The sequence below is a fragment of the Nonomuraea sp. NPDC004186 genome, from assembly GCF_053603495.1.
On the sequence record NZ_JBSGFQ010000024.1, the window covers coordinates 101,227 to 125,237 of the forward strand.

The window sequence follows — 24,011 nt, forward strand, 5'->3', positions numbered from 1 at the left end:
CCGCGGGATATCACCGTTCATTCCAGCCCATGCGGCCGCGGCGTAGCCACGGGATTCGCCCCCTAATGTCCGGGGGTATTCCCCTAACGAATCCGCCGACGCTCCGGCGCGCGGTGAAGCCGCGTCGAGATAAGGGGCGATAAGGGTTGCCCGAGCGCGTCAGGCCGTGCTCAGCAGGGCGGACGCCCGACGGCCGGCACGCCTAGTGGGCGCTAGGGGTTACCCCGCTTTCTCCGCTCACAAATACTTGTGACACCCGGACCGGGCGCATCAACGCGGTACGCAAGGAGAAACGATGGACTTTGGTCTATTCTATTTCGCGGACGATGTCAGGGCGGGAACCGACCAGTACCGGCTGCTGCTGGAAGGGGCCAGGTTCGCCGACACCCATGGATTCTCCGCGGTGTGGACACCCGAGCGGCATTTTCATGAATTCGGCGGCCGATATCCCAATCCCGCCGTGAGCGCCGCGGCCGTCGCCGCCGTCACCGAGCGGGTCGCCATCCGCGCGGGAAGCGTCGTGGCGCCGCTGCACCACCCGGTTCGCATCGCCGAGGAATGGGCCATGGTGGACAACCTGTCCGGCGGCCGGGTCGGCGTGTCCTTCGCCCCGGGCTGGCATGTGGTCGACTTCGCGTTGCGGCCCGAGAACTACGCCGGCCGCCGGCAGGTGACGACGGACACCATCGACACGGTGCGGCGGCTGTGGCGGCAGGAGGAGGTGGAGCTGGTCGACGGGGCCGGCGAGTCGGTCAAGCTGCGCGCCTACCCGGCGCCGGTCCAGCCGGAGCTGCCCACGTGGCTCACCAGCTCGGGCAACCCGGAGACGTTCCGCCAGGCGGGCGATCTCGGCTACGGCATCCTGACGCACCTGCTCGGCCAGAGCCTGGACGACCTCGTGCGCAAGGTCGCCGACTACCGCGAGCACTACGCCAGGGCGCACAGCGGCACCGGCCACGTCGCGCTGATGCTGCACACCTTCATCGGTGAGGACCGCGCCCGCGTGCGCGAGATCGTTCACCAGCCCTTCACCGACTACCTGCGCAGCTCTCTCGGCCTGGTGCTGAAGGCGGCCGAGGACTTGATGCCCGGCATCGACCCGGACTCGATGGACCCGGAGGACATCGAGTTCCTCCTGGAGGTCTCGTTCGACCGCTATTTCGACACGGGCGGCCTGTTCGGCACGGTCGACGACGGCATGGCGGTATTGAGCTCGCTCCAGGAGATCGGCGTCGACGAGGTCGCCTGTCTCATCGACTTCGTCCCCGACACGGACACCGTCCTCGACGGGCTGCGCCACCTCGACGAGCTCAAGCGGCGCTGGAGCACACGATGATCGACAGCCTGAGGCTGAGGCGCGTGCTCGGCCACTACCCGACGGGGGTCGTCGTGATCGCGGCGCTGGAGGACGGCGAACCGCACGGTTTCACGGTCAACTCCTTCACCTCCGTCTCCCTCGACCCGCCCATCGTGAGCTTCTGCGCCGCCCACACCTCGGCCACCTGGCCCCGCATCAAGGCCGCGGGCGCCTTCACGATCAGCGTGCTGGGGGCCGGGCAGGAGCAGGTGTGCCGGTCGTTCGCGGCCAAGGGGAGCGACAAGTTCTCGGGGGTCGGCTGGTCGGTGCGGGAGAGCGGGCACCCGGCGATCACGGGCGCGGTCGCGTGGATCGACTGCGTCCTCGACCTGAGCCACGTCGTGGGCGACCACGAGCTGATCCTCGCCAGGGTGGTGTCGCTCACCGTGAACGACTCCGACGACGACCCGCTCGTCTTCCACCGTGGGCGCCTCGGCCGGGTATGCGCCGAGACCTTCCCGATCCTGACGCGCCGATGCCCGGCGCCCGCCTGATCAAAAAAGCCCAGGCCACCTGAGTGACCTGGGCTTTTCGCTGTGCGCCGCCAGGGACTCGAACCCCGGACCCGCTGATTAAGAGTCAGCTGCTCTGACCAACTGAGCTAGCGGCGCAACAGGTGTAACTGTATCAGCCGCCGAGCCCTGACCGCACATCATCCGAGCCGCCCCGCCAGCCTCTCGTACGCTCCCAGCACCAGCTCCCAGAATCCCTTGACGTCGATCGACGTGGCCACGAGCGCGTTCGAGTCCTGCTCGCTCACCTTGAAGTCCGTCACGGTCATCCCTCGCGTGTAAAGCCCGGCGGTCTCGACGTTCACCGTCGCGGGGACGCAGGTGAAGAGGGAGGGGTCGAGCACGTACGCCACCGCGCACGCGTCATGGATGGCCGGCCCGCCGTCGGCCGTCACCACTCCGTAGAACTGCGCGGCGGGCACCAGCAGCTCGGCCAGCTTGCCGAGCGGCCGCATCCGGTCCAGGACGTCCGAGGTGACCGTGGCGGACAGGGTGACGTCCAGCCCCAGCATCCGCACCGTCCACCCGGCGCCGAAGACGATGGCCGCCGCCTCCGGGTCGGCCAGCATGTTGAACTCGGCCGCCGGATTGTGGTTGCCACGCGTGAACGAGCCACCCATGATCACCAGTTCGCGGGCCCACTCCACGACGCGCGGCTCGCGGCGTACGGCGAGGGCGATGTTCGTCAGCGGGCCCACGGCCACCAGCGTGATCTCGCCCGGAGCGGCCTTCAGGGTCTCCACGATGAAGTCGACCGCGTGGCCGTCCGAGGGCCCCAGCTGCGGGGTGGGGAGCACCACGCCGCCGAGACCCGTGGTGCCGTGCACGCGGGTGGCGCGCACGGTCTCGCGCAGGAGGGCGCCGGCGCTGCCCGGCGTCACGGGGACATTTCCCATTTCCAGGAACTCGCGCAGCGCGAGGGCGTTCGCGGTGGTCAGCGAGAGGTCAACGTTGCCCCCCACGGTGGTAATGCCCACCACGTCCAGGGAGGGGGAGCCGGCGGCGAGAGCCAGAGCGAGCGCGTCGTCGATGCCGGGGTCGCAGTCAATCAGCACTTTCTTCACGAAAGGGGAGGATACGCATAGATCGGGCCGGGCAGTTCCCCCAAAGCTGCCCGGCCCGATCGGCGGCGGTCCAGGCCGGCGCTTCCCCCAAAACGCCGGCGGTCCCGCACTGGCGAACCGCGGTCCCCCTCCGCGTCCGCTTCGGTGAAGGTCTATTGGCCTCTTGACCTGCTACAACGCTACCGAGACGAATGCAACGGTCGCGTCATAACGGGGTCGAATATCTGTTTAATCCGACTACGGAAGCTCCAACCGAACCTCCGTACCTTCCTGAAGCGACCTGCTCACCGTGCAGTACTTCTCGTGCACCCGCTCCGCGACCGCCCTGAACACCTCGTCGGCCTCCTCCGAGGGCAGCTCGACGTCGTACGTGACGGTGACCGGGCCCAGCTTGCTGGGCTCGACCTTCTCCGCCTGCACCGTCATCGCCAGGCGGACCAGCCGGTGACCCCGCTTGGCGGTCAGCGGCTCGACCGTCACGATGTTGCATCCGCCCACGGCCGCCAGCAGCAACTCCACCGGGGTGAACACCCCGTCCTCGTCCCCGCTGCCCATCCGCACCTCGGCGCCGCGGGCGTTCGTGGCCCGGAAGCCGCCGTCCTCAGTTCGTTCGACACGCACGTTAGCCATGTTTCAGACCCTACTCAGAAACCTTTAATGTTCATTCAGCATCGTGAGTGGCATGGCTAGCGAGGCGAATGCGAACCAAGGTCCCATCCTCTTCTGGTGCGGGGTCGCGGTGGCCGAGTTCGGTGCGATCCAGCCGGGATTCGGCTACCCATGGCGACCCAGTGCCTACGCCGCCGCGGCGCTGCTCGTCGCGTTCGGCCTGATCACCGTCAAGGCCGCCGACTACCTCCGCACCGAGGAGGCCAGGCAGCGCCTGCGGCTCGGCAGCTATCTCGCCGGCGCGCTGCTGGTGGCCCACCAGTTCAGCTCCACGGCGTACGTGACCGACCTCAGCCGCGCCGGCTCGCTCGTCCTGTACGCGATGGCGGCCGTCATGGCGGTCTGGAGTCACCAGCTCTCCCACGCGACCAGGCCGACCCTGCTGATCGCCACCGGCCTCGACGCGGCCGCCCTGCGCGAACGGCTGGCCGGCACGCCCGGCACCGTGGCCGTCTACCGCACCGAGCGCGCCACCGACGAGCTGCGCGACCTGGAGGCCCGATACGGGCTCATCCTCGTCGAGGGCGCCGAGCACGACCCGCGCGCCAAGGAGCGCCTGAGCGCCTCCGGCCTGAGCCGCCAGATTCCCGACATCGCCGAGCGCGACGTGGTGGTGGCCGGTCCGCGGCAGTTCAAGAGGTACGTACGCGGCGCGTTGTCACGCCTTGCTGTCCCAAGATCACAAATTCATTTCAAATCACGGCAAAAGGTTTAGCTCCACATTACGCGCCATCTGCAACGGTGGGCTGCGGACAAGGAGGCAAGGTGACGACTTTCCCCGGAAGCGCCCGTGTCGAGATGGTCATGGGCATGCCGGTCAGTGTGGACATCCGCACCGCTCTCCCGGTGCGTGAGATGACGCCCCTGCTGGATGACGCGTTCTCCTGGCTGAGGTGGGTGGAAGACACCTTCAGCCCGGTAAGAGAGGACAGCCAGATCGGCCGCCTCAACCGCGGCCAGACGATCAAGCAGATCCCCGAGCTCATCGAGGTCCTCCACCGCTGCGACGAGATCAGCCAGGCCACCGACGGCTACTTCGAGGCCCGCATCAACGGCGTCACCGACCCGTCGGGCTACATCAAGGGCTGGGCGCTCGAACGCCTTTCCCGTGCCCTGGTCAACGCGGGCGCGGGCGACCACCGCATCAGCGCGGGCGAGGACATCAGGGTGCGCGGCTCGGCCGCCCCGGGCAAGCGCTGGCGGGTCGGCATCCGCGATCCGCGCAAGGACGTGATCCGCAAGGTCGTCTTCGCCCACGACCTCGGCATCGCCACCTCCGGCGGCGCGCCCATCGTCAACCCGCACACGGGGGCCGTCGAGGAAGGGCTCGGCTCGGTCACCGTGATCGGTCCCGACCTGGGTCAGGCCGACGCGTACGCGACCGCCATCTACGCCATGGGGCCCATGCTGTCCAGGCGCTTCGCGGCCGACCTGGCGGCGGCGGGACCGTACCAGACGATGATCATCACCCGTGACGGGCAGGAGGTCAGCACGCCCGGGTTCGCCGAATACAGCGGCAGCGAGGCCCGCATGGCGGGCTGAGCGCGCCCGTGTGATTACGGAGGGTGGCCCGTATCGGCCTCGCGAGGTCACCCCCCGGCGCCCTGGGAGCACGGTCAGGCGTCGGGATGTTTACGCAAATACTCTATGTAGATCGGGCGCAGCGCCTCACCCAACTGCCCCTCGCCGGAGGCGATGGCATCGCTGAGCAGCGCGGAGACCCTGCTGAGGTCGTTGGCGGCCTCCGTCCCGTGACCGCTGGCGGCCTCGGCGGCCGGGATCACCTTCAACAGGTCCCAGAGAAACCCCAGGTCCCCGTGCCGTACGGCGTACCGCACCGCACGGTCGTGCAACTCGTCGGCCGGCAACGACTCGAGCCCGTTCGCGTCCATCTCGCTCCCTCCCCCTGGACGCCTCTTCCCGAGTTGGGCCAACCATAACCGACGACTACGCACAGTAGCCGCTGAGAATCGTAGTGGCCGCGCCACTATCGAAGTGCCGATCTCAAGTGGGAGGATCAAGCAGCGTGAGATTCATCATCAGAACCATCGCCGCGGCGGCGGCCCTCTGGGTGGCCATCCAACTGGTCCCCGGCATCGAGGTCAGCACCTCCCCCAACTCCGCCAAATACTGGGGCGTGCTGCTGATCGTGGCGTTGATCTTCGGCATCGTGAACGCGATCGTCAAGCCCATCGTCAAGGCCCTCGGATGCGCGATCATCGTTCTGACACTGGGCCTGTTCCTCCTCGTGATCAACGCGGCCATGCTGCTGCTGACGAGCTGGATCTCGACTCAGCTCGACATCCCCTTCCACGTCGACAACTTCTATCCGGCCGCCTTCTGGGGCGCGATCATCATCAGCGTGGTGAGCTGGCTGCTGGGCCTGTTCATTCCCGACGGCGACTGAACCGCCGGTGGAGCTCGACGGCGCCGGCCTGACCTGCGCGCAGGTCCACGAGGCCGCGTACGACGGTGCCCGGGTCACGATCGCCTCCCTCGATCGGGCCCGGGCCGCGTGGGCCACCGCTCAGGAGCTCACGGGCCCCGTGTACGGGCGGAGCACCGGCGTGGGCGCCAACAGAGGCGTCATCCTCGACAAACCCGGCCTCGACCTGCTCCGCAGCCACGTGTGCGGCGCCGGCCCGATGATCCCGCCGGCCCGCGCCCGGGCCATGCTCGTGGTCCGGCTCAACCAGCTCATCGCCGGCGGCTCCGGCATCGATCCGGCCGTCCTGCCGGCGCTGGCCGAGGCGATCAACGGCGGCTTCACCCCGCCGATCCAGACGTACGGCGCCATCGGCACCGGCGACCTCTCCGCCCTCGCCACCACGGCCCTGTGCCTGCTCGGCGAACTCCCCTGGCACCACGAACCCCCACCCCCGTTCCCTCCGGGGACGCCTTCGATCGACGTGGCCGGGCCCCGCTTCCCCTTCGCCCCGGAGGACGCGCTGCCGTTCATCAGCTCGGGGGCCGCCACGCTGGCCGACGCCGCCATCGCCTGCCACCGCCTCCGGCTCCTCCTGGAAGGCGTCATCGACGTGGCGGCGATGTCGTTCACCGCCGTGGGCGCCTCGGCCGAGCCGCTGGCGGCCGCCGTACAGGAGGCCCGCCCCCACCCCGGCCAGGCCGCCGTGGCCGCCCGCCTGCGCGGCCTGCTCACCCAGGAGCTGGCGACCCGCGTGCAGGACCCGTACGGCTACCGGGCCTTCGCCCAGGTGCACGGGGCCGCCGTGGACGCCCTCGACCGGGCCACCGCCGCCGTCGAGATCGACCTCAACGCCGCCGCCGAGAACCCCCTCATCGCCGGCTCCCTGGCCTGGCACAACGGCAACTTCCACTCGGCCCCGCTGGCGCTGGCGCTCGACGCGGCGCGTGCCGCGCTCGTACAGACGGCCCAGCTCAGCGCCGCTCGCCTGGCCACCCTCATGGACCCCGCCTACACCGGCCACCACCCCTTTCTCGCCGACCGCCCGGGGTCGTCGGGGGCGCTGATCCTGGAGTACGTGGCCCAGGATGCCCTGGCCGAGCTCCGGCTCCTCGCGACGCCGGTGACGACGGGCACGGCGGTGATCTCCCTGGGCACGGAGGACCACGCGGGCTTCGCGACCCAGGCGGCCCGCAACGCCCTGCGCTGCCTGGAGCCCCTGGAAATCGTCCTGGCCTGCGAACGCACCGCCGCCCTCCGGGCCCTCAACACCCCCACCGCGGACCGCCCCCTCACCGACGACCTCACCGCCTCCCGCCACGCCCTGACCCTCCACCCACCCCTCTGACCCCCCGAGTGCGCCCGCCCTCGGGGGTGCCCGCTCTCGGGTGCCCCCTAAGGGATGCGCACCGAGGCCGGGGAGGCGTCACGTCATGCGGGCGACCGATCCCCGCTCGCGAAGGGTGGGCTCCTGGACGACGCGCCGCCGCCGGGTCCCCCCGTCCGCCGCCGCCGAGATGAGGCGGACCGCGGCCTTGACGATCCCGTCGATGTCCCAATCGACGGTCGTGAGACCAGGCGTGAGCAGCCCGGACATCGGGTGATCGTCATACCCCATGACCGACACGTCGTCGGGCACGGCCAGCCCCAGCTCCTGAGCCGCGGCGTAAACCCCGTAGGCGATCGAGTCCGCGAAGCAGAACACCGCGCTCGGCCCCTGCCCCGCCAGCAGCTCCCGCGCCGCGGCGGTGGCCCCCGCCAGCCCGTGCGGGGCGGTGGCGACCACGATGTCCAGCCCCAGCCGGTCGGCCTCGGCGGTGACGTGCACGTCGGCGGGCCGGTCGGGAGTGCTGGCCCGGGTCGGGGTGAGGACGGCGATGCGGCGGTGGCCCAGCGCGCGCAGGTGCTCCAGCGCCAGCGTCACGCCGCGCCGGTTGTCGAAGACGACCTCCCCGGCCGTGCCCGCGATCGAGTCGCCGATCGCGACCACCGGCAGCGACTCGCACAGCTCGGGCCAGAACGCCGCCGCCGGATCGATCGGCTGGACGATCAGCCCGTCGACGCGCTGGTCGCGCAGCCGCTGGGCGAAGGCCCGCTCGCGGGCGGGATCCCCCACCGCGTCAAGGATCAGGGCATAGCGGTCTTTCTCCCGCAGCCCTCTGCTGATGCCGACCGCCAGGGACTGCTGCCACAGGTCCTCCAGCGAGCCGCACAGCAGGCCGATCATGCCGGTGCGCCCGCTGGCCAGGGCCCTGGCGATGGGGTCGGCCTCGTAGCCCAGCTCGGCGGCCGCCGCGCGTACGCGCTCCATGGTCTCCTCGGAAACCTGCAGGCCGCGCAGCGCGTACGAGACGGCTGCCGGTGACAGGCCTGTGGCCTGAGCCACCTCCCGGATCGTGGCTCTCTTGCGAGGCATTAAGCCAGCCTATTCGCTAGCGCCGACAGAACCGATTCCAGTCAGACGATTCGCGCTCCTCACCGCGCGTGCGCCGCCCCGGAACGCCGGGCCTGTCGGTGTTTCCGGCGGCGCCGGGCCCGTTGACAACGGCCTTGTGAAGCGGTTCACTGAACCGTATCACTGAAACGCTTCACAGCTCAGTGTCGCAAGGTGGCGCGGATTACCTGTAATATTAGTAGGGAATAGGGGAAGGAGGAGGCCGTGAGCATCGACGTCCATCAGCACGTCTGGACGCGCCCGCTCGTCGACGCCCTGCGCGCCCGCTCCTCCCCTCCCCACGTCGACGGCTGGACGTTGTTCCTCGACGACGAGCCCCCGTACGAGATCGACCCCCAGGACCTCGAGCACCGCGACACCACCGGCCTGGAGCTGGCGCTGGTGTCGCCGTCGAGCCCGCTCGGCATCGAGTTCCTGCCGCCGGAGGAGTCCTGGCCGGTCATCGACGCCTACCACGACGGCGCGCTCGCGCTGGGCGAGCCGTTCGGGGCCTGGGCGTCCACGTGCCTCAGCCGGCCCGACCCCGAGCGCCTGGCCCGGGACCTCGGCCGCGGCTTCGCGGGGCTGCAGATCCCCGCGACGGCCGTGCCCGACGACGGCCTGCTCGAGGTGCTCACGGACCTGGACCTTCCGCTGTTCGTCCACCCCGGCCCGGCCGCGAAAACCCCGGGCACGCCGCCCTGGTGGCCCGCCGTGGTGCCGTACGTCCAGCAGATGCACGCCGCGTGGCACTACTTCCACGCCGTCGTCCGCCCCAGGCACCCGGAGCTGCGCGTCTGCTTCGCCCTCCTCGCGGGGCTGGCCCCGCTGCACTCCGAGCGCCTGATCGCCAGGGGCGGCGGCAGCCGCGGCCTGGTCGATCCGAACTTCTTCGTGGAGACCTCCTCCTACGGCCCGCGGGCGATCGACGCGATCGTCCGCGAGCTGGGCATCGACGTCGTCGTCAACGGCTCCGACGCCCCTTACGCCACCGCACCCGAGCCCGGACTCGGCGCGGCCGCCGGCCACGCCATCCGGGTCGTCAACCCCCGTCGTCTACTCGCCAGAAGGGAGACTCGTAAGTGAGCACTACGCAGATCCAGGACGGGGGCACCTGTGCCCGGTTGCCCGAGCGCACGCTCGACCGACGCGAACTGCGCGACCTGGTGAACGAGCTGGCCGCCAATCCCGAGGAGTGGCGGGAGCAGGTGCAGTTCCCCGAGGACGGCGGCAGGCACTACGCCTCGCTCTACCGCGACGCGTACGTGGACGTCTGGCTGCTCTGCTGGCGCCCCGAGGACGACACCGGCTGGCACGACCACGACATCTCCTCCGGCGCCGTCCACGTGGTGCAGGGCGCGCTCCTGGAGTGCAACCCGCGCATCGGCGGCGAGCACCTGGAGACCGTGGTCACGGAGGGGCAGTCGTTCTCGTTCGGGCCCGACCACATCCACCGGCTCAACGGCGCGGTGGACGAAAGCGTCTCCATCCACGCCTACTCGCCGCCGCTGTGGCGGCTCGGCCAGTACTCCATCGACGGCACCGGCGTCATGCGCCGCGTCTCGGTGAGCTACGCCGACGAGCTCAGGCCGCTGGACGACGCGGTGGTGGCCTGAGCACGCAGCAGCTTCCGCAGGGCTCGACATCGGGCAGTGTGATCCACAGGCAGCAGGTCCTGCGGAAGTAGCCGTCGCCGACGGGCTCGATCAGCCCGTCGACCGGCGGGCCGATCTCCTTCAGCAGCCGCATGTAGTCGCCCGGCACGATCGACGTCAGCGGATGGGCGAGCGCCTCGGCCGTGGATCCCCACAGCGTCCGCTCGCCCACCTTCGCGATCGCCCCGACGGCCCGCACCAGCGGCGCCTGCGACTCGGCGAGCGCCTCGCGGATCGCGGCGGCCCCTTCGGACCAGCTCACCCGCGTGGCCGCGATCGTCACCCCGGCGTCCGACACCTTGAAGTACGTGTCCGCCGGCCGCATGATCGGCACCCGCCCGTCCAGCGCCCAGCCGAGCGCCATGGGCATGGTGTGCCAGTAGCCGTACGTCTTCCAGAACAGCGCCGCGCCGACATGGCGTGGCGCGTTCCAGCGCGCGGCCGTCTCGTCGATCAGCCCGAGCAGCGCCGCGTACGGCTCCCGCAGCAGCTCGGCGACCGGCGTCCAGCTGCCGTCGGGCTCGATGACCAGGCGCGGCTCGACGCCCAGCACCCCGCCACGCGCGTCGGCGACCCGCTGGAGCGTCTCGGTCAGCACCCTGAACCCCCTAAAGGTTAGCCTTACCTAAGGTAGCAGGCCGCCCCGCGAACCACCCAGCCGCGATCTGCACCACGAGCACCCCCAGCCCCGCCAGCAGCGGCACCGTCCAGCCGCCGGAGACCTCCCTGAGGAACCCGAACAGCAACGGCCCCACCGCCGCGATCCCGTACCCCACGGACTGCGCCACGGCCGACAGCGCGGTCACGGTGGCCGGATCGGCGGGCCGCAGCGCGATGATCAGCAGTGCCAGAGCGAACGAGGCCCCCTGGCCGATCCCCAGCACGATCATCCACAGCCAGGGCGCGGCCGTGGGGGCCAGCAGCATGCCGAGGTAGCCGAGCACGGTCAGCACCCCCGCTCCGACCACGTACGGCACCTGCGAGGCCCGCCGGCCCGCCAGGACGGGGATCGCCAGCGAGGTGCCGACCTGGACCAGGTTCGTCAGGCTGAGCAGGTAGCCGGCCTGGTCGGCGGGGAGTCCGGCCTCCAGGAAGATCGTCGGCAGCCAGGCCAGCATGACGTAGAAGGTGAGCGACTGCAGGCCCATGAGGGCGGTCACGGACCAGGTCACGGGGCTCCTGAGCACCACTCCGAACGGCCTGGGCCCGTTCTGCGCCCCGCTCTGCTTGCGCAGCGCCTGGGGCAGCCAGAGCAGCGCGGCCAGCAGGGCGGGCACGGCGAGCAGCGCGGAGACGCCGCGCCAGCCGTACCCGGTGGCGTGCTCGATGGGGACGACCAGCCCGGAGGCGAGGGTGGCGCCGGCCACCACCGCGGCGACGTAGACGCCGGTCAGCAGGTTGACCCGGGTGGGGAAGTGCTCCTTGACGACGGCGGGCATGGAGACGTTCATGACGGCGATCGCCGTGGCGGCCAGGGCGGAGCCGAGGTAGAGCACGGGCGCGCCGCCGAGGCCGCGCAGCGTCACGCCCGCCGCGATGACCAGCAGTCCGGCCAGCAGCGTGCGGTCGAGCCCGAAGCGCCGCGCGAGCAGCGGCGTGACCGGCCCGAACACGCCGAGGCAGACCACCATGACCGTGGTGACGGCGCCGCCGCCGGCGGGCGACAGGCCCACGTCCTTCATGATCTCGTCGAGGAGCGGGGAGACCCCCGCGATGGCGGGGCGCAGGTTGAGCGCGGCCAGCACGAACCCGGTGACCAGCACGGCAGATCTCAACGACATAGGGCACCACTCTCGCATAACCCCTGACAACGTTGTCTGCCTGGTCCAGGTGAGGAATGATCCTGGCGTGAGACCGACGATGAAGGACGTCGCCTCGGCGGCGGGCGTGGCGCTCAAGACCGTCTCGCGCGTCGTGAACGGCGAGCCCGGCGTCCACCCGGCCACCGCCGAGCGGGTGCGCGCGGCCATCGAGCGGCTGGGCTACAGCCGCAACGAGAGCGCGGCGGTGCTGCGCAGGGGCAGGACCGCCACGGTCGGGCTGGTCATCGAGGACGTGGCGGACCCGTTCTACTCGGGTCTGAGCCGGGCCGTCGAGGACGTCGTCATCGAGCACGGCTGCCTGCTGCTGAGCGGGTCGTCGAGCGAGGAGCCGCTCAGGGAGCGCGAGCTGGTCGAGACGTTCTGCGCGCGCCGCGTGGACGGGCTGATCATGGTGCCCGCCGGCGAGGACCACACGTACCTGCGGCCCGAGCTGGAAGCCGGCACGCCGGTGGTGTTCGCCGACCGGCCGCCGGGAGCGGGGATCGACGTGGACACGGTGCTCGCCGACAACCTGGGCGGCACCGGGGAGGCGATCCGCCACCTCATGGGCCACGGCCACCGCAGGATCGCCTTCCTCGGGGACGCCCCGGGGATCTTCACCGCGGCCGAGCGGCTCAACGGCTACCGGCAGGCGCTCGGAGGGTTGTTCGACGAGCGGCTGGTGTCGATGCGGCCGCCCTCGCTGGAGGGCGTACGCGCCGACCTGGCCCGCATGTTCGCCCTGGACGATCCGCCCTCCGCGCTGTTCACCGGCAACGGCCGCTACACCGTGACGGCGCTGCGCGCGCTGGCGGGGCGCAGGGTGGCGCTGGTGGGGTTCGACGACTTCGAGCTGGCCGACCTGCTGACCCCTGGGGTGAGCGTGGTGGCGCAGGACCCCGCGTGGATGGGGCGGGTGGCGGCCGAGCTGCTCTTCCGCCGCCTGCGCGGCGACACGGGCCCGCCGGAGCACATCGAGCTGCCGGTACGGCTCATCGCCCGCGGCTCCGGCGAGCTCCCCCCACCGGGCTGACCGGTCAGGCGACCCGCTCGTCCACGCCCACGGCGCCCACGCCGCTGGTGAAGATGCCGCCGCAGTATCCCCGGGACTCCCCCGACGCGCCGGGCGCGAGCGTCACCCACTCGCCCACGACGTCCGGCGCCCGGCCGCAGACCACCACGGCCCGGAACCTCCAGGTCTGGCCCGTGGGGTTGGTGCAGGACGCGATGCCGAGGTCTCGGTCCTGCGCGTGCACGTAGGTGTCGCAGCGCAGGACCGTGGCCGCCGCCACGGCGGGCGGCGCCATGTTCCCGACCACCAGGCCGACGGCCACCGCGACGTACATCCCCTTGGACATTGCCTCTCCCCTGTCCCCCGTATTACTGTGCGCAGCCGATCGTAAGCGCAGAGTAGTAGTCCTGTCTGGAGAACCTCATGGCGGCTAGCCTTTCCAGCGGAGGACGCGGCAGTGGCCCCCGGGGACATCACCGCCTATAGTCGTTTGCGCATCGGTTCAGCAAAAATGTTCACAGGAGCGCGCGCATGAATGCCGCCGACGTCGCACCCGAGACGCAGGCCAGGTTCCCGCTTGAGCTGATGTACGCGGCGGCCCAGCAGTACTACATCGAGGAGGCCACGCAGGGCGACATCGCCCAGCGGCTCGGCGTCTCCAGGGCGACCGTGAGCCGGCTGCTCACCGAGGCCCGCAAGCAGGGCATCGTCGAGATCAAGGTGCACCGGCCGGCCGCGCTCGCGGACGGCCCGCTGGCCGCCGAGGTGGCCGAGGCGCTCGACCTGGAGCGCGTCTACCTGGTCCCCAAGGTCAGCGGCCCCACCCTGGGCCCGTGGCTGGCGCCCGCCGTGACCCGCGCGCTGGCGGCGGTCGGGCTGGAGTCCGGCGACGTCGTGCTCGTCTCGTCCGGCACCACGGTCTACGAGTGCGCCCGCGAAGGGCTCGGCCAGTACCCGGGCGTCACGATCGCGCCCGCCGTGGGCGGCCAGGAGGAGCCGCAACCCTGGTTCCAGACCAACGAGACCACCCGCATCCTGGCCGAACGCGCCGGCGGCGTGCCCGCCTACCTCTACGCGCCCGCGCTGCCCGGCCCCGAGCTGTTCTACTCGCTGCAGCACGAGCCGTCCGTACGCCGGGTCATGGACCTGTGGGCGCACGCCAAGTGCGCCGTCGTCGGCGTCGGCTCGGCCCCGCTGATGCGGCAGATGACGCCCTCCCTCATGCCGCGCGACGCCGACAGCCTGCGCCAGGCCGTGGGCGACGTGTGCATGCGCGTCTACGACCGCGACGGCGAGCCCGTCACGTACCCGGGCAGCGAGCGCCTGGTCGCCACGAAGCCGGAGGAGCTGCGCCGCATCCCCGCCACGATCGCGGTCGCGGTGGGCGCCGAGAAGGTGCTGTCCATCGTCGCGGGCGCCAAGGGCGGCTACTTCAACCAGCTCGTCACGGATGTCCCGACGGCAGAGGGCCTGGTGGCCGCCGCTCGCCAGCTCTGAACATTTTTGCTGGACAAAGTTTCAGCACCCGCGCTACCGTGAGCCGCACCACAGGATGTGCCTGGTTGTGAGGGGCATTGTCCTGTTTCGGGGGCAGTGCGTCATAGATCCCGGTAGCAAGTGAGGAACGAAACCCGTGAACAGAGCTAAGATGCGGACCTCCGCGTTCGCCGCAGCAGCAGTGCTCGCAGGCTCGGTGCTGGCCGCGTGCGGCTCCGGCTCCGGCTCGACCGGCGGGGACACCAGCGGCGGCGGCAGCGGCGCCGTCCAGAACGCCAAGGTCGCCTTCCTCATGCCCGACCTCGCCTCCACCCGGTACGAATTGGCGGACAAGCCGCTGTTCGAGGCCAAGATGAAGCAGCTCTGCCCGACCTGCCAGGTCATCTACCAGAACGCCGACTCCGACGCCGCCAAGCAGCAGCAACAGGCCAACTCCGCGCTCGCCCAGGGCGTCAAGGCCATCGTGATCGACCCGGTCGACTCCGCCGCCGCGGCCACCATCGTCAAGTCGGCCCAGGCGCAGCAGGTGCCGGTCATCGCCTACGACCGGCCGATCCCGGCCACGCCCGCCGATTACTACATCTCGTTCGACAACGAGAAGATCGGCTCCATGATCGCCCAGTCCCTGGTCGACCACCTGAAGAAGGAGAACGCCAAGGGCGGGATCCTCCAGGTCAACGGCTCGCCCACGGACGCGGCGGCCGGTCTGATCAAGAAGGGCATCCACAGCGCGGTCGACCCGAGCGGGTTCAAGGTGCTGGCCGAGTACGACACCCCCGACTGGCAGCCGGAGAAGGCCCAGACCTGGGTCAGCGGCCAGATCACCCAGTTCAAGGACCAGATCGTCGGCGTGGTCGCGGCCAACGACGGCACCGGCGGCGGCTCGATCGCCGCGTTCAAGGCCGCGGGCGTGAAGGTGCCGCCGATCACCGGCAACGACGCCGAGCTGGCCGCCGCCCAGCGCATCATCGCGGGCGACCAGTACAACACGATCTCCAAGCCGATCAAGATCGTGGCCGAGGCCTCCGCGAACGTGGCGTGGGAGTTCATGCAGGGCAAGAAGCCCGCGGGCAAGGCCACGCTCTACAACACCCCGTCGGAGCTGTTCGTGCCCACGGTGGTGACCAAGGAGAACATCAAGGAAGTGCTGTTCGACAGCGGCATCATGAAGGCCGCCGACGCCTGCACCGGTGAGTACGCCAAGGGCTGCGGCGAGCTCGGAATCAAGTGATGAGCGTCCTCTCTCTGCGCGGGATCAGCAAGACCTTCGGCGCGGTGGCGGCGCTGACCGACATCGAGCTCGACGTCGCCGCCGGCCAGGTCGTCGCGGTCGTGGGAGACAACGGCGCGGGAAAGTCGACCCTGGTCAAGATCCTCTCGGGCGTGCACCCGCCGGACGGCGGCACGATCACGTTCGAGGGGAACGAGGTCCACATCCCCACCCCGGCCGCCGCGCACAAGCTCGGCATCGCCACGGTCTTCCAGGACCTGGCGCTCTGCGAGAACCTCAACGTGATCCAGAACCTGTTCCTCGGCCAGGAGATCCGCCCGCTGCGCCTCAACGACGTGGCCATGGAGACCCGCTCGTGGGAGCTGCTCCGCCAGCTGTCCGCCAAGATCCCGAGCGTACGGGTACCGGTCGCGGCGCTGTCGGGCGGCCAGCGGCAGACGGTGGCCATCGCCCGGTCGCTGCTCGGCGACCCGAAGGTCATCATCCTCGACGAGCCCACCGCCGCGCTGGGCGTGGCGCAGACGGCCGAGGTGCTCAACCTGGTCGAGCGGCTGCGCGAGAACGGCCTGGGCGTCATCATGATCAGCCACAACATGGCCGACGTGAAGGCCGTCGCCGACACCGTCGCCGTGCTGCGGCTCGGCCGCAACAACGGCGTGTTCGACGTGGACCAGGTCTCCACCGAGGACATCATCGCCGCCATCACCGGCGCCACCGACAATGTGGTCTCCAGGCGGGCGCAGAGAGGGAACGGCTCATGAGCGCAGTGACGACCGACCGCCAGGACGAGCGGCTGCAGGACCGCGACGGCCTGCGCGGCGCGCTCGCCGACGTGATCGAGCGGGCCCGCGGCGGCGACCTGGGCGTCATCCCCGTCGTGGTCGGGCTCGTGGTCATCTGGACGGTGCTGCAGGTCCTGAACCCGATCTTCCTGTCCAGCGCGAACCTGGTGAACCTCACCCTGGAGTCCGCCGCCGTCGGCATCATCTCGCTCGGCATCGTCTGCGTGCTGCTGGTGGGCCAGATCGACCTGTCCGTCGGCTCGGTCAGCGGGCTGTCGGGAGCGGTGCTCGCGGTGCTGTTCGTGGGCCAGGGGCTGCCGGTCTGGCTGGCCATCGCCGCGGCGGTGATCATGGGCGCGGTCGTCGGCTGGCTGTACGGCCAGCTGTTCAACCGGTTCGGGGTACCGAGCTTCGTGATCACGCTGGCCGGCCTGCTCGCCTTCCTCGGGCTCCAGCTGTACGTGCTGGGCACCAAGGGGTCGATCAACCTGCCCTTCGACTCGGGCCTGGTGAACTTCGCGCAGCTCGACTTCGTGCCGGCCTGGCTGTCGTACACGTTCGCGGTCGTCGCGGCCGTCTGGCTGTTCGTCACCGGATACCTGCACGCGCAGGAGCGGCGCAAGGCCGGGCTGTCGGCCAGGAGCGTGTCCACGCTGGCCGTCAGAAGCGCGGCGCTGCTGGTCGTGCTGGCCTTCGTGGTCTGGTACCTGGGCCAGACGCGCGGCGTGGGCTGGATGTTCGTCTTCTTCGTGGCGCTCGTGCTGATCATGCACTACCTGCTGTCGCGGACGAAGTGGGGCCGGGCCGTCTACGCCGTCGGCGGCAACGTGGAGGCCGCCCGCCGGGCCGGCATCAACGTCAGGGCCGTCTACACCTCGGTGTTCGTGCTCTGCTCGACGTTCGCCGCGGTCGGCGGCATCCTGGCCGCGGCGAGGCTCGCGGCGGCCAACCAGTCCAGCGGCGGCGGCGACGTCAACCTCAACGCCATCGCGGCGGCCGTGATCGGCGGGACGAGCCTGTTCGGCGGGCGCGGCACCGCGTTCGGCGCGCTGCTCGGGATCATCGTCATCCAGTCCATCTCCAGCGGCCTGACCCTGCTCAACCTCGACTCGTCGATCAGGTTCGTGGTCACCGGAGCTGTGCTGCTGCTCGCCGTGATCGTCGACTCCGTGTCGCGCCGGTCGAGGACCTCCCACGGCAGGGCCTGATGGCGATCATCTGCGTTGACGCGGGCACCACGGTCATCAAGGCGGTCGGGTACGACGCCGAAGGCGCGGAGGCGTTCGTCGCCCGGCGGGAGACCGTGGTCTCCAGACCCCTGCCCGGCCACGCCGAGCAGGACATGAACGCCGTCTGGGACGCGGTCGCCGCCACCGTGCGCGAGGTCGCCGCCCAGGTGGACGGGGTCGACTTCGTGGCCGTGACCGCCCAGGGCGACGGCTGCTGGCTGGTCGGCCCGGACGGCGAGCCGACCGGCCCCGCGATCCTCTGGAACGACGCCAGGGCGGCCTCGGCCGTGGACGGCTGGACCCGCTCCGGGACCGCGGCCGAGGCGTTCCGGCTCAACGGCTCGTCGGCCGCCTCCGGGCTGCCGCACGCGATCCTGACCTGGCTGCGCGCGAACGACCCCGGGCGGCTGGAGCGGTCGAGCGCCATGCTCACCTGCGGCGGCTGGATCTTCGCGCGGATGACCGGGGAGCTGGCGGCCGACGAGTCCGACGCCTCCGCGCCGTTCATGGACCTGCGGGCGCGGGCGTACTCCCCCGCGCTGCTGGCCCTCTTCGGCACGGAGTGGGCCGAGCGGCTGTTGCCCCCGATCCGCTCCGGCCACGTCGCCGAGCTGTCCGGGGACGCGGCCTCCGCGCTGGGGCTGCCCGCCGGGACACCCGTCGTGATGGCCCCGTACGACATCGCCGCCACGGCGCTGGGCGCGGGCGCGGTGCGGGCCGGGCAGGCGTGCGGCATCCTCGGCACCACGCTCTGCACCGAGGTCATCGTCGACTCGGCCGACCTGGAAGGCGAGCCGATCGGGATCACGATCGCGCTGACCGGCGGCTACCTGCGGGCCTTCCCCACGTTCGCGGGCACCGAGGTGGTGCAGTGGACATGCCGCATGATGGGGCTGAGCGGCCCGGCCGAGCTGGGCGACCTGGCCCTGCTGAGCGAGCCGGGCGCGCGCGGGCTGACATTCCTGCCGTATATGTCGCCCGCCGGTGAGCGGGCGCCGTTCTCGGACCCGCTGGCCAGAGGGTCGCTGCTGGGCATGTCGTTCGAGCACGGCCGCCCGGACGTGGCGCGGGCGGTGCTCGAGGGGCTGACGATGGTCATCCGCGACTGCCTTGCCGCCACCGGCGCCGCGCCCACGGAGCTGCGCGTGTGCGGGGGCGGTTCGAACAGCACCGCCTGGCTCCAGCTGATCGCCGATGTCACCGGCCTGCCCGTGCGCCGCCCGGCCGACACCGAGGTGGGCGCGCGGGGCGCGTACCTGGTGGGGCTGGCCGCCACCGCCGCCGCCCCGTCCATCGCGGCGGCCGCCTCGGAGCATGTACGGCTGCGCGACGCGCTCGAACCCAACCCCGCCCGCCAGGCGTTGTACGACCGGCTGTTCGACGACTTCTTGACCCTGCGCCAGGCGAACGCGGTCTCCTGGCCGCTGCTGGCCGAGATGAGGGGCCGTACATGAGTGTCTGGATCGGCATCGATCTCGGGACCCAGAGCGTGCGCGCGATGGCCGTCTCCGGGGACGGGCAGGTGGTCGGCACGGCCGGCCGGCCGCTGACCAGCCACCGCGACGGGCCCCGCCACGAGCAGGACCCCGAGCAGTGGTGGCGCGAGCTGGCCGCCGCCACCCGCGAGGCGCTGCGCGACGTGCCTCCCGAGCAGGTCGCGGGCGTGGCCGTGGCCGCCACATCTGGAACGATCCTGCTCACCGGCCCTGACGGCCGGGCGCTGACGCCCGCGCTCATGTACGACGACCGGCGCGCCGACGCCGGGCGCGCCAACGAGGCGGGCGCCCGCGTCTGGGAGCGGCTCGGCTACCGGCGCATGCAGCCCAACTGGGCGCTGCCCAAGCTCCTGTGGCTGCTCCAGGACGCGCCCGCCGGAGCGCGGCTGGCGCACCAGAACGACTTCGTCAACCGGCGCCTCGTCGGCCACGAGGTGGCCACCGACCTCAGCAACGCGCTCAAGACCGGCGTGGACCTCATCGAGGAGCGCTGGCCGTCCGAGGTGCTGGACTCCCTGGACGTGCCGGCGGAAATGCTCCCCGAGGTCGTACGGCCCGGCACCTGCCTGGGCGTGGTCTGCGCGGCCGCCGCCGAGGAGACCGGCATCCCCGCGGGCACGCCCGTGATCGCCGGGACCACCGACGGGTGCGCGGCCCAGCTCGGCGCGGGCGCCACCCGGGTCGGGAGCTGGAACTCGGTGCTCGGCACGACGCTGGTGCTCAAGGGTGTGACGAAGGAGCTGATCCACGACCCGCTCGGCGTCGTCTACTCGCACCGCGCTCCGGACGGCTCGTGGCTGCCGGGCGGCGCGTCGAGCACCGGCGCCGGCGTGCTCTCCCGCGACCTGCCCGGCCGCGACCTCGACGCGCTGAGCGCCCAGGCCGCCGCCCGCCCGGGCCCGCCCGCGAGCGTCACGTACCCGCTGGTCTCGCGGGGCGAGCGCTTCCCGTTCGACGCGCCCGGCGCTGAGGGGTTCACGCTCGGCAGCCCGGCCGACGACGTCGAGCGCTACACGGCGATCCTGCTCGGCGCTGCCTTCGTCGAGCGCCTCTGCTTCGACTACCTCGACCTCCTCGGCGCGCCCGTGGACGGCGAGATCATCCTGACCGGCGGCGCCACCCGCAGCGCGTACTGGACCCGGCTCAGGGCGGACGTCCTGGGACGTCCGGTGACGCTGCGGGAGAACGCCGAGCCCGCCCTGGGCATGGCCGTCCTGGCGGGCGGCGACCCCGGCCGGATGATCAGGACCCGCGCGGTCGTCGACCCGTCGGGAGCCGACTTCACGGAGCCCTACCTGCGCTTCGTCACCGAGCTGGAAGGGCGCGGCTGGCTCGACCCGGCCGCCGCCCGGCACGCACGCGAGAGGACCGCCCGATGACCGACCTCGTCCTGGTCCGCCACGGCGAGACCGTCTGGCACGCCGAGAACCGCTACGCGGGGATCAGCGACATCGAGCTGACCCCGCGCGGCCACGCCCAGGCCGCCCAGCTGGCCGAGTGGGCAGGTCAGGCGGGCCTGGCGGCCGTGTGGGCCTCCACCCTCAGCCGGGCCCGGATCACCGCCGCGTCCGCCGCCGACCAGGCGAAGGTGGAGCTCCGGACCGACCCGAGGCTGCGCGAGCTGGACTTCGGCGAGGGAGAGGGCCTGACCTCGGCCGAGATGGCGGCCCGCTTCCCCGAGGCCCGCGCCGCGTTCGAGTCCGACCCCGCCGCGCACCCGCTGCCCGGCAGCGAGGACCCGAGCCTGGCCGCCGACCGGTTCGTGGCCGCCCTCGACGACATCGCCGCCGCACACCCCGACGGGCGCGTGCTGGTGGTCGCGCACACGACCGCCATCAGGCTCGCCCTGTGCCGCCTGATCGGGGTGCCGCTCGGCGAGTACCGGCGGCTGTTCCCGCGTCTGGACAACTGTGCCCTGACCGAGCTGCGCCTGCGCACCGGGCGGCGGGCCGCGATGCTGCAGTACAACTCCCCGATTGGAGCCGTTCGTTGACCATCCGTGTGCTTGCCGCGGGCGACCACTTCGTCCAGAACCGCCTGCTCATCGACGCGCTCAGGCGCGAGGTCCCCGGCGAGTTGGACATCAGCGAGCTGACGCTGCCGTGGCCGGTCGAGCCGTTCGGCCGGGTGGGTGAGGTGGACGAGGCCTCGGACGTGGAGGACGAGCTGATCGAGGCGCTACGCGGCGTCGAGGTCTGCGTGACCCAGATGGCCCCTTTGACCAAGCGTGTCCTGGATGCCTCTCCCGACCTGCGGCTGTTCTGCGTGAGCCGGGGCGGGCCCGTCAACGCCAACCTGGAGGCGGCCACGGCGGCGGGCGTGGCGGTGACGTTCGCGCCGGGCCGCAACGCGGTGGCCACCGCCGAGCACACCCTGGCCATGCTGCTGGCCGCCACCCGCCGGATCCCCCAGACGCACGGCGACCTGGCGGGGGGCGTGTGGCGGGGCGACTACTACATGTACGACAACGTCGGCCCCGAGCTGGACGGCAACACGGTCGGCCTGGTCGGCTACGGCGCCATCGGCCGCCGCGTGGCCCGCATGCTCGAAGGCTTCGGCGCGGAGGTCCTGGTCTATGACCCGTACGTGGACGTGCCCGGCCGGGTGGAGCTGGACGAGCTGCTCCGGCGCTCCCATTTCGTCTCCCTGCACGCCCGCGCCACCCCCGAGACCAATGGCATGATCGGCGCGGCCGAGATCGCCGCCATGCCGCGCGGCTCGGTCCTGGTCAACTGCGCCAGGGGCGCGCTGGTCGACTACGACGCCGTGTGCGACGCGCTGGACTCGGGCCACCTGTTCGGGGCTGCCATGGACGTCTTCCCGGAGGAGCCCATCCCGGCCGGCTCGCGCCTGCTCACGACCCCGAACCTGATCATGACTCCGCACCTGGCCGGGGCCAGCAAGCAGACGGCCATGAAGGCGGCCTCGATCGTGGCCGCCGACGTGGCCCGTTACGTACGCGGCGAGCCTCTGTCCCACGTGGCTACCCCTTGAGCGCCCCCGCCATCAGCCCGCGCATGAAGAACCTGCCCAGCAGGACGTAGATCAGCATCGTCGGGATCGACGACAGGATGGCCGCCGCCATCTGCTGGCTGTACGGAGTGGCCTGCGCACCGGCGATGTTGTTCAGCATCACGGTCGTGGGCCAGCTCGTCGGCCCGGTCAGGAAGACGGCGAACAGGAAGTCGTTCCAGAGCGAGGTGAACTGCCAGATGACGACCACCGCGATCGCGGGCGCCGACACCGGCAGCACCACCGACCAGTACGCCCTCAGCATGCCCGCCCCGTCCACCCGGGAGGCCTCGATCAGCTCGTCGGGGATCGTGACGTAGTAGTTGCGGAAGATCAGCGTGCAGATCGGGATGCCGTACACGACGTGGGCCAGCACCAGCCCGGGGATGCCGCCGTAGAAGACGCCCTGCAGCCCGGTCAGCTCGTTCAGCCCCACGAGCAGCTGCACCAGCGGGATCATGACCCCCTGGTACGGGATGAACATGCCGAACAGGAACAACGTGAACAGCACGTCCGCCCCGGGGAAGCGCCACTTGGACAGCACGTACCCGTTCATGGACCCGAGCGCGCACGACAGCAGCGAGCCCGGCACGGCCAGCAGCACGCTGTTCCACAGGCCGGGGGCCAGCTTCTCCCAGGCCACCTGCCACGCCTCGGTCGTCCACGTCCGCGGCAGGTTCCACGCCTGGCCGGGGTCGGCCTCCGTGAGCGGCTTGAAGCTGGTGACCAGCAGCACGTAGATGGGGATCAGGAAGATCACCACGAAGAGGATCAGCAGCCCGAAGCGCAGCCAGGGGAAGGCCGCCCGGCGCGTGGCCACCGCCGTCATGAGCGCCTCTCCTTACGCACGGACCAGATCAGGTACGGGATCACGAAGATCGCCACGCTCAGCACGATGTACGACGCGATCGTGGCGCCCTTGGCCGGGTCGTGCGAGTCGAACACCGCCACCCACATGAACACCGCGGGCACGTCCGTGATGATCTGCTTGCCCGACACCGCCACGATCAGGTCGAACACCTTGAGCGAGATGTGTCCCAGGATGATCAGCGCGGACAGGGTGACCGGCCGGAGCAGGGGCAGCACCACGTGCCGGTAGACACCCCACTCGGTGCAGCCGTCCACCCGCGCGGCCTCCCGCAGTTCCTCGGGCACGCCGCGGAAGCCCGCCAAAAACAGCGCCATGACATATCCGGACATCTGCCAGATAGCGGGGATCGCCATCGCGGCCATCCCCCAGTCCGGATCCCTGAACCACTGCCACTGCGGCAGCCCGATCCAGTCGAACAGCCTGTTCAGGCCGACCGCCCGCTCCCCCGTCCCCGAGTTCATCAGCCACCGCCACACGATGCCGGTCGCGACGAACGAGATGGCCATCGGGAACAGGTAGATCGCCCGGAACGTCCCCTCGCCCCTGATCCCCTTCTCCATGAGGAACGCCAGCAGCCACCCGAGCAGGAGCGCGCCCAGCACGAACGCGACCGTGAAGACGATCGCGTGGTTCACCGAGAGGTGCCATCGCGGCTGGTCCCAGATGTCGATGAAGTTCCGCAGCCCCACGAACTTCCCCTCGGACACCTCATCGTGCTTGTCCGTCATGGCCAGCCGGAAGTTCCAGCCGAGCATGCCGTACACGAAGACGCCGATCAGGATGATCGACGGCGTGACGAGGAGGAGTCCGGGCAGCCACGTGCGTGCCCGCCTCACAAGCATTCCCTCCCACGGACCCGGGGGGGGGCGGGGGGGGCCCCCCGGCCCCCGCCAGAAGGGGGGTTGTTGTGGAGGCGGCGCGGGCCCCCCCCGGCCGCCCCCCCACACCACCAACCCCCCCCCC

General features: G+C 71.1%; 26 protein-coding genes and 1 tRNA gene. 17 read left to right on the forward strand and 10 right to left on the reverse strand.

Annotated elements, in window-relative coordinates:
* Positions 1-295 precede the first annotated feature (295 nt).
* Both ACWEPL_RS20965 and ACWEPL_RS20970 read left to right on the forward strand, forming a co-directional pair.
* Positions 296-1,336, forward strand: a complete 1,041-nt coding sequence (locus ACWEPL_RS20965; protein WP_363979360.1) for a MupA/Atu3671 family FMN-dependent luciferase-like monooxygenase — start codon at positions 296-298, stop codon at positions 1,334-1,336.
* Positions 1,333-1,851 (forward strand): flavin reductase family protein, encoded by a 519-nt coding sequence (locus ACWEPL_RS20970; RefSeq protein WP_350741595.1) that lies wholly within the window; start codon positions 1,333-1,335, stop codon positions 1,849-1,851. The genes ACWEPL_RS20965 and ACWEPL_RS20970 overlap by 4 nt, the downstream gene beginning before the upstream one ends.
* A 43-nt stretch (positions 1,852-1,894) precedes the next feature.
* Here the strand turns inward: ACWEPL_RS20970 and ACWEPL_RS20975 are convergent.
* The 3 genes from ACWEPL_RS20975 to ACWEPL_RS20985 all read right to left on the reverse strand — a co-directional run bounded on the left by ACWEPL_RS20975 (position 1,895) and on the right by ACWEPL_RS20985 (position 3,563).
* Positions 1,895-1,968 (reverse strand) — tRNA-Lys (locus ACWEPL_RS20975).
* 41 nt (positions 1,969-2,009) lie between these two features.
* Positions 2,010-2,933, reverse strand: coding sequence for a nucleoside hydrolase (locus ACWEPL_RS20980; RefSeq protein WP_355199604.1), 924 nt, complete (start codon positions 2,931-2,933; stop codon positions 2,010-2,012).
* 237 nt (positions 2,934-3,170) lie between these two features.
* Positions 3,171-3,563 (reverse strand): OsmC family protein, encoded by a 393-nt coding sequence (locus ACWEPL_RS20985; RefSeq protein WP_363979354.1) that lies wholly within the window; start codon positions 3,561-3,563, stop codon positions 3,171-3,173.
* A 52-nt stretch (positions 3,564-3,615) separates the two neighbouring features.
* Here ACWEPL_RS20985 and ACWEPL_RS20990 point away from each other — a divergent pair, with 52 nt between their 5' ends.
* Together ACWEPL_RS20990 and ACWEPL_RS20995 are read left to right on the forward strand one after the other, a co-directional pair.
* Positions 3,616-4,317, forward strand: a complete 702-nt coding sequence (locus ACWEPL_RS20990; protein WP_363979351.1) for a ferredoxin reductase domain-containing protein — start codon at positions 3,616-3,618, stop codon at positions 4,315-4,317.
* Between the two features lie 50 nt (positions 4,318-4,367).
* A complete protein-coding gene (locus ACWEPL_RS20995) occupies positions 4,368-5,144 on the forward strand; it encodes an FAD:protein FMN transferase (RefSeq protein WP_452437177.1) in 777 nt (258 codons plus the stop codon).
* Positions 5,145-5,218: 74 nt separating this feature from the next.
* On the opposite strand, the gene ACWEPL_RS21000 is transcribed toward ACWEPL_RS20995, so the two are convergent.
* Positions 5,219-5,494 carry a hypothetical protein gene (locus ACWEPL_RS21000; RefSeq protein ID WP_185068012.1) on the reverse strand — a complete coding sequence of 92 codons (276 nt, stop codon included), beginning with the start codon at positions 5,492-5,494 and terminating at the stop codon, positions 5,219-5,221.
* A 134-nt stretch (positions 5,495-5,628) separates the two neighbouring features.
* Here ACWEPL_RS21000 and ACWEPL_RS21005 point away from each other — a divergent pair, with 134 nt between their 5' ends.
* Together ACWEPL_RS21005 and ACWEPL_RS21010 are read left to right on the forward strand one after the other, a co-directional pair.
* Entirely contained in the window at positions 5,629-6,009 is a 381-nt protein-coding gene (locus ACWEPL_RS21005) for a phage holin family protein (RefSeq protein WP_185068013.1), read from the forward strand.
* A gap of 7 nt (positions 6,010-6,016) precedes the next feature.
* On the forward strand, positions 6,017-7,375 hold the full coding sequence (locus ACWEPL_RS21010) for an aromatic amino acid lyase (protein ID WP_452437178.1): 1,359 nt from the start codon (positions 6,017-6,019) through the stop codon (positions 7,373-7,375).
* 78 nt (positions 7,376-7,453) lie between these two features.
* On the opposite strand, the gene ACWEPL_RS21015 is transcribed toward ACWEPL_RS21010, so the two are convergent.
* Entirely contained in the window at positions 7,454-8,413 is a 960-nt protein-coding gene (locus ACWEPL_RS21015; RefSeq protein ID WP_452437179.1) for a LacI family DNA-binding transcriptional regulator, read from the reverse strand.
* A 273-nt stretch (positions 8,414-8,686) separates the two neighbouring features.
* On the opposite strand from ACWEPL_RS21015, the gene ACWEPL_RS21020 reads away from it, so the two are divergent.
* Both ACWEPL_RS21020 and ACWEPL_RS21025 read left to right on the forward strand, forming a co-directional pair.
* Entirely contained in the window at positions 8,687-9,547 is an 861-nt protein-coding gene (locus ACWEPL_RS21020) for an amidohydrolase family protein (RefSeq protein WP_452437180.1), read from the forward strand.
* Positions 9,544-10,077: a cysteine dioxygenase gene (locus ACWEPL_RS21025; RefSeq protein ID WP_452437181.1), complete on the forward strand. Its 534-nt coding sequence runs from the start codon at positions 9,544-9,546 to the stop codon at positions 10,075-10,077. Before ACWEPL_RS21020 ends, ACWEPL_RS21025 begins: the two co-directional genes overlap by 4 nt.
* On the opposite strand, the gene ACWEPL_RS21030 is transcribed toward ACWEPL_RS21025, so the two are convergent.
* Both ACWEPL_RS21030 and ACWEPL_RS21035 read right to left on the reverse strand, forming a co-directional pair.
* The gene (locus ACWEPL_RS21030) at positions 10,046-10,714 is read right to left on the reverse strand and encodes a hypothetical protein (RefSeq protein ID WP_452437182.1); all 669 of its coding nucleotides are present in this window, start codon (positions 10,712-10,714) and stop codon (positions 10,046-10,048) included. The two genes, ACWEPL_RS21025 and ACWEPL_RS21030, sit on opposite strands and share 32 nt — an antisense overlap.
* Positions 10,715-10,724: 10 nt before the next feature.
* On the reverse strand, positions 10,725-11,897 hold the full coding sequence (locus ACWEPL_RS21035; protein WP_363979334.1) for a CynX/NimT family MFS transporter: 1,173 nt from the start codon (positions 11,895-11,897) through the stop codon (positions 10,725-10,727).
* A 67-nt stretch (positions 11,898-11,964) separates the two neighbouring features.
* On the opposite strand from ACWEPL_RS21035, the gene ACWEPL_RS21040 reads away from it, so the two are divergent.
* The gene (locus ACWEPL_RS21040; protein ID WP_449911924.1) at positions 11,965-12,951 is read left to right on the forward strand and encodes a LacI family DNA-binding transcriptional regulator; all 987 of its coding nucleotides are present in this window, start codon (positions 11,965-11,967) and stop codon (positions 12,949-12,951) included.
* Positions 12,952-12,955: 4 nt separating this feature from the next.
* On the opposite strand, the gene ACWEPL_RS21045 is transcribed toward ACWEPL_RS21040, so the two are convergent.
* A complete protein-coding gene (locus ACWEPL_RS21045; RefSeq protein WP_350741616.1) occupies positions 12,956-13,276 on the reverse strand; it encodes a hypothetical protein in 321 nt (106 codons plus the stop codon).
* Between the two features lie 185 nt (positions 13,277-13,461).
* Between ACWEPL_RS21045 and ACWEPL_RS21050 the strand changes: the two genes are divergently transcribed.
* The 8 genes from ACWEPL_RS21050 (at position 13,462) to ACWEPL_RS21085 (ending at position 22,159) form a co-directional block, all read left to right on the forward strand.
* Positions 13,462-14,427 (forward strand): sugar-binding transcriptional regulator, encoded by a 966-nt coding sequence (locus tag ACWEPL_RS21050; protein ID WP_363979331.1) that lies wholly within the window; start codon positions 13,462-13,464, stop codon positions 14,425-14,427.
* A gap of 136 nt (positions 14,428-14,563) precedes the next feature.
* Positions 14,564-15,658 (forward strand): ABC transporter substrate-binding protein, encoded by a 1,095-nt coding sequence (locus ACWEPL_RS21055; protein WP_363979328.1) that lies wholly within the window; start codon positions 14,564-14,566, stop codon positions 15,656-15,658.
* Positions 15,658-16,419 carry an ATP-binding cassette domain-containing protein gene (locus ACWEPL_RS21060; RefSeq protein ID WP_357743857.1) on the forward strand — a complete coding sequence of 254 codons (762 nt, stop codon included), beginning with the start codon at positions 15,658-15,660 and terminating at the stop codon, positions 16,417-16,419. The genes ACWEPL_RS21055 and ACWEPL_RS21060 overlap by 1 nt, the downstream gene beginning before the upstream one ends.
* Positions 16,416-17,648, forward strand: a complete 1,233-nt coding sequence (locus ACWEPL_RS21065) for a sugar ABC transporter permease (protein ID WP_363979325.1) — start codon at positions 16,416-16,418, stop codon at positions 17,646-17,648. The genes ACWEPL_RS21060 and ACWEPL_RS21065 overlap by 4 nt, the downstream gene beginning before the upstream one ends.
* Entirely contained in the window at positions 17,648-19,123 is a 1,476-nt protein-coding gene (locus ACWEPL_RS21070) for an FGGY-family carbohydrate kinase (protein WP_350741626.1), read from the forward strand. The genes ACWEPL_RS21065 and ACWEPL_RS21070 overlap by 1 nt, the downstream gene beginning before the upstream one ends.
* Entirely contained in the window at positions 19,120-20,544 is a 1,425-nt protein-coding gene (locus ACWEPL_RS21075; protein WP_452437183.1) for an FGGY-family carbohydrate kinase, read from the forward strand. The genes ACWEPL_RS21070 and ACWEPL_RS21075 overlap by 4 nt, the downstream gene beginning before the upstream one ends.
* On the forward strand, positions 20,541-21,158 hold the full coding sequence (locus tag ACWEPL_RS21080) for a histidine phosphatase family protein (RefSeq protein WP_452437184.1): 618 nt from the start codon (positions 20,541-20,543) through the stop codon (positions 21,156-21,158). Before ACWEPL_RS21075 ends, ACWEPL_RS21080 begins: the two co-directional genes overlap by 4 nt.
* On the forward strand, positions 21,155-22,159 hold the full coding sequence (locus tag ACWEPL_RS21085) for a 2-hydroxyacid dehydrogenase (RefSeq protein WP_350741632.1): 1,005 nt from the start codon (positions 21,155-21,157) through the stop codon (positions 22,157-22,159). The genes ACWEPL_RS21080 and ACWEPL_RS21085 overlap by 4 nt, the downstream gene beginning before the upstream one ends.
* Here the strand turns inward: ACWEPL_RS21085 and ACWEPL_RS21090 are convergent.
* Together ACWEPL_RS21090 and ACWEPL_RS21095 are read right to left on the reverse strand one after the other, a co-directional pair.
* The gene (locus tag ACWEPL_RS21090) at positions 22,149-23,006 is read right to left on the reverse strand and encodes a carbohydrate ABC transporter permease (RefSeq protein ID WP_350741634.1); all 858 of its coding nucleotides are present in this window, start codon (positions 23,004-23,006) and stop codon (positions 22,149-22,151) included. The genes ACWEPL_RS21085 and ACWEPL_RS21090 overlap by 11 nt on opposite strands.
* On the reverse strand, positions 23,003-23,890 hold the full coding sequence (locus ACWEPL_RS21095) for a carbohydrate ABC transporter permease (protein WP_363979311.1): 888 nt from the start codon (positions 23,888-23,890) through the stop codon (positions 23,003-23,005). Before ACWEPL_RS21095 ends, ACWEPL_RS21090 begins: the two co-directional genes overlap by 4 nt.
* Positions 23,891-24,011: the final 121 nt, after the last annotated feature.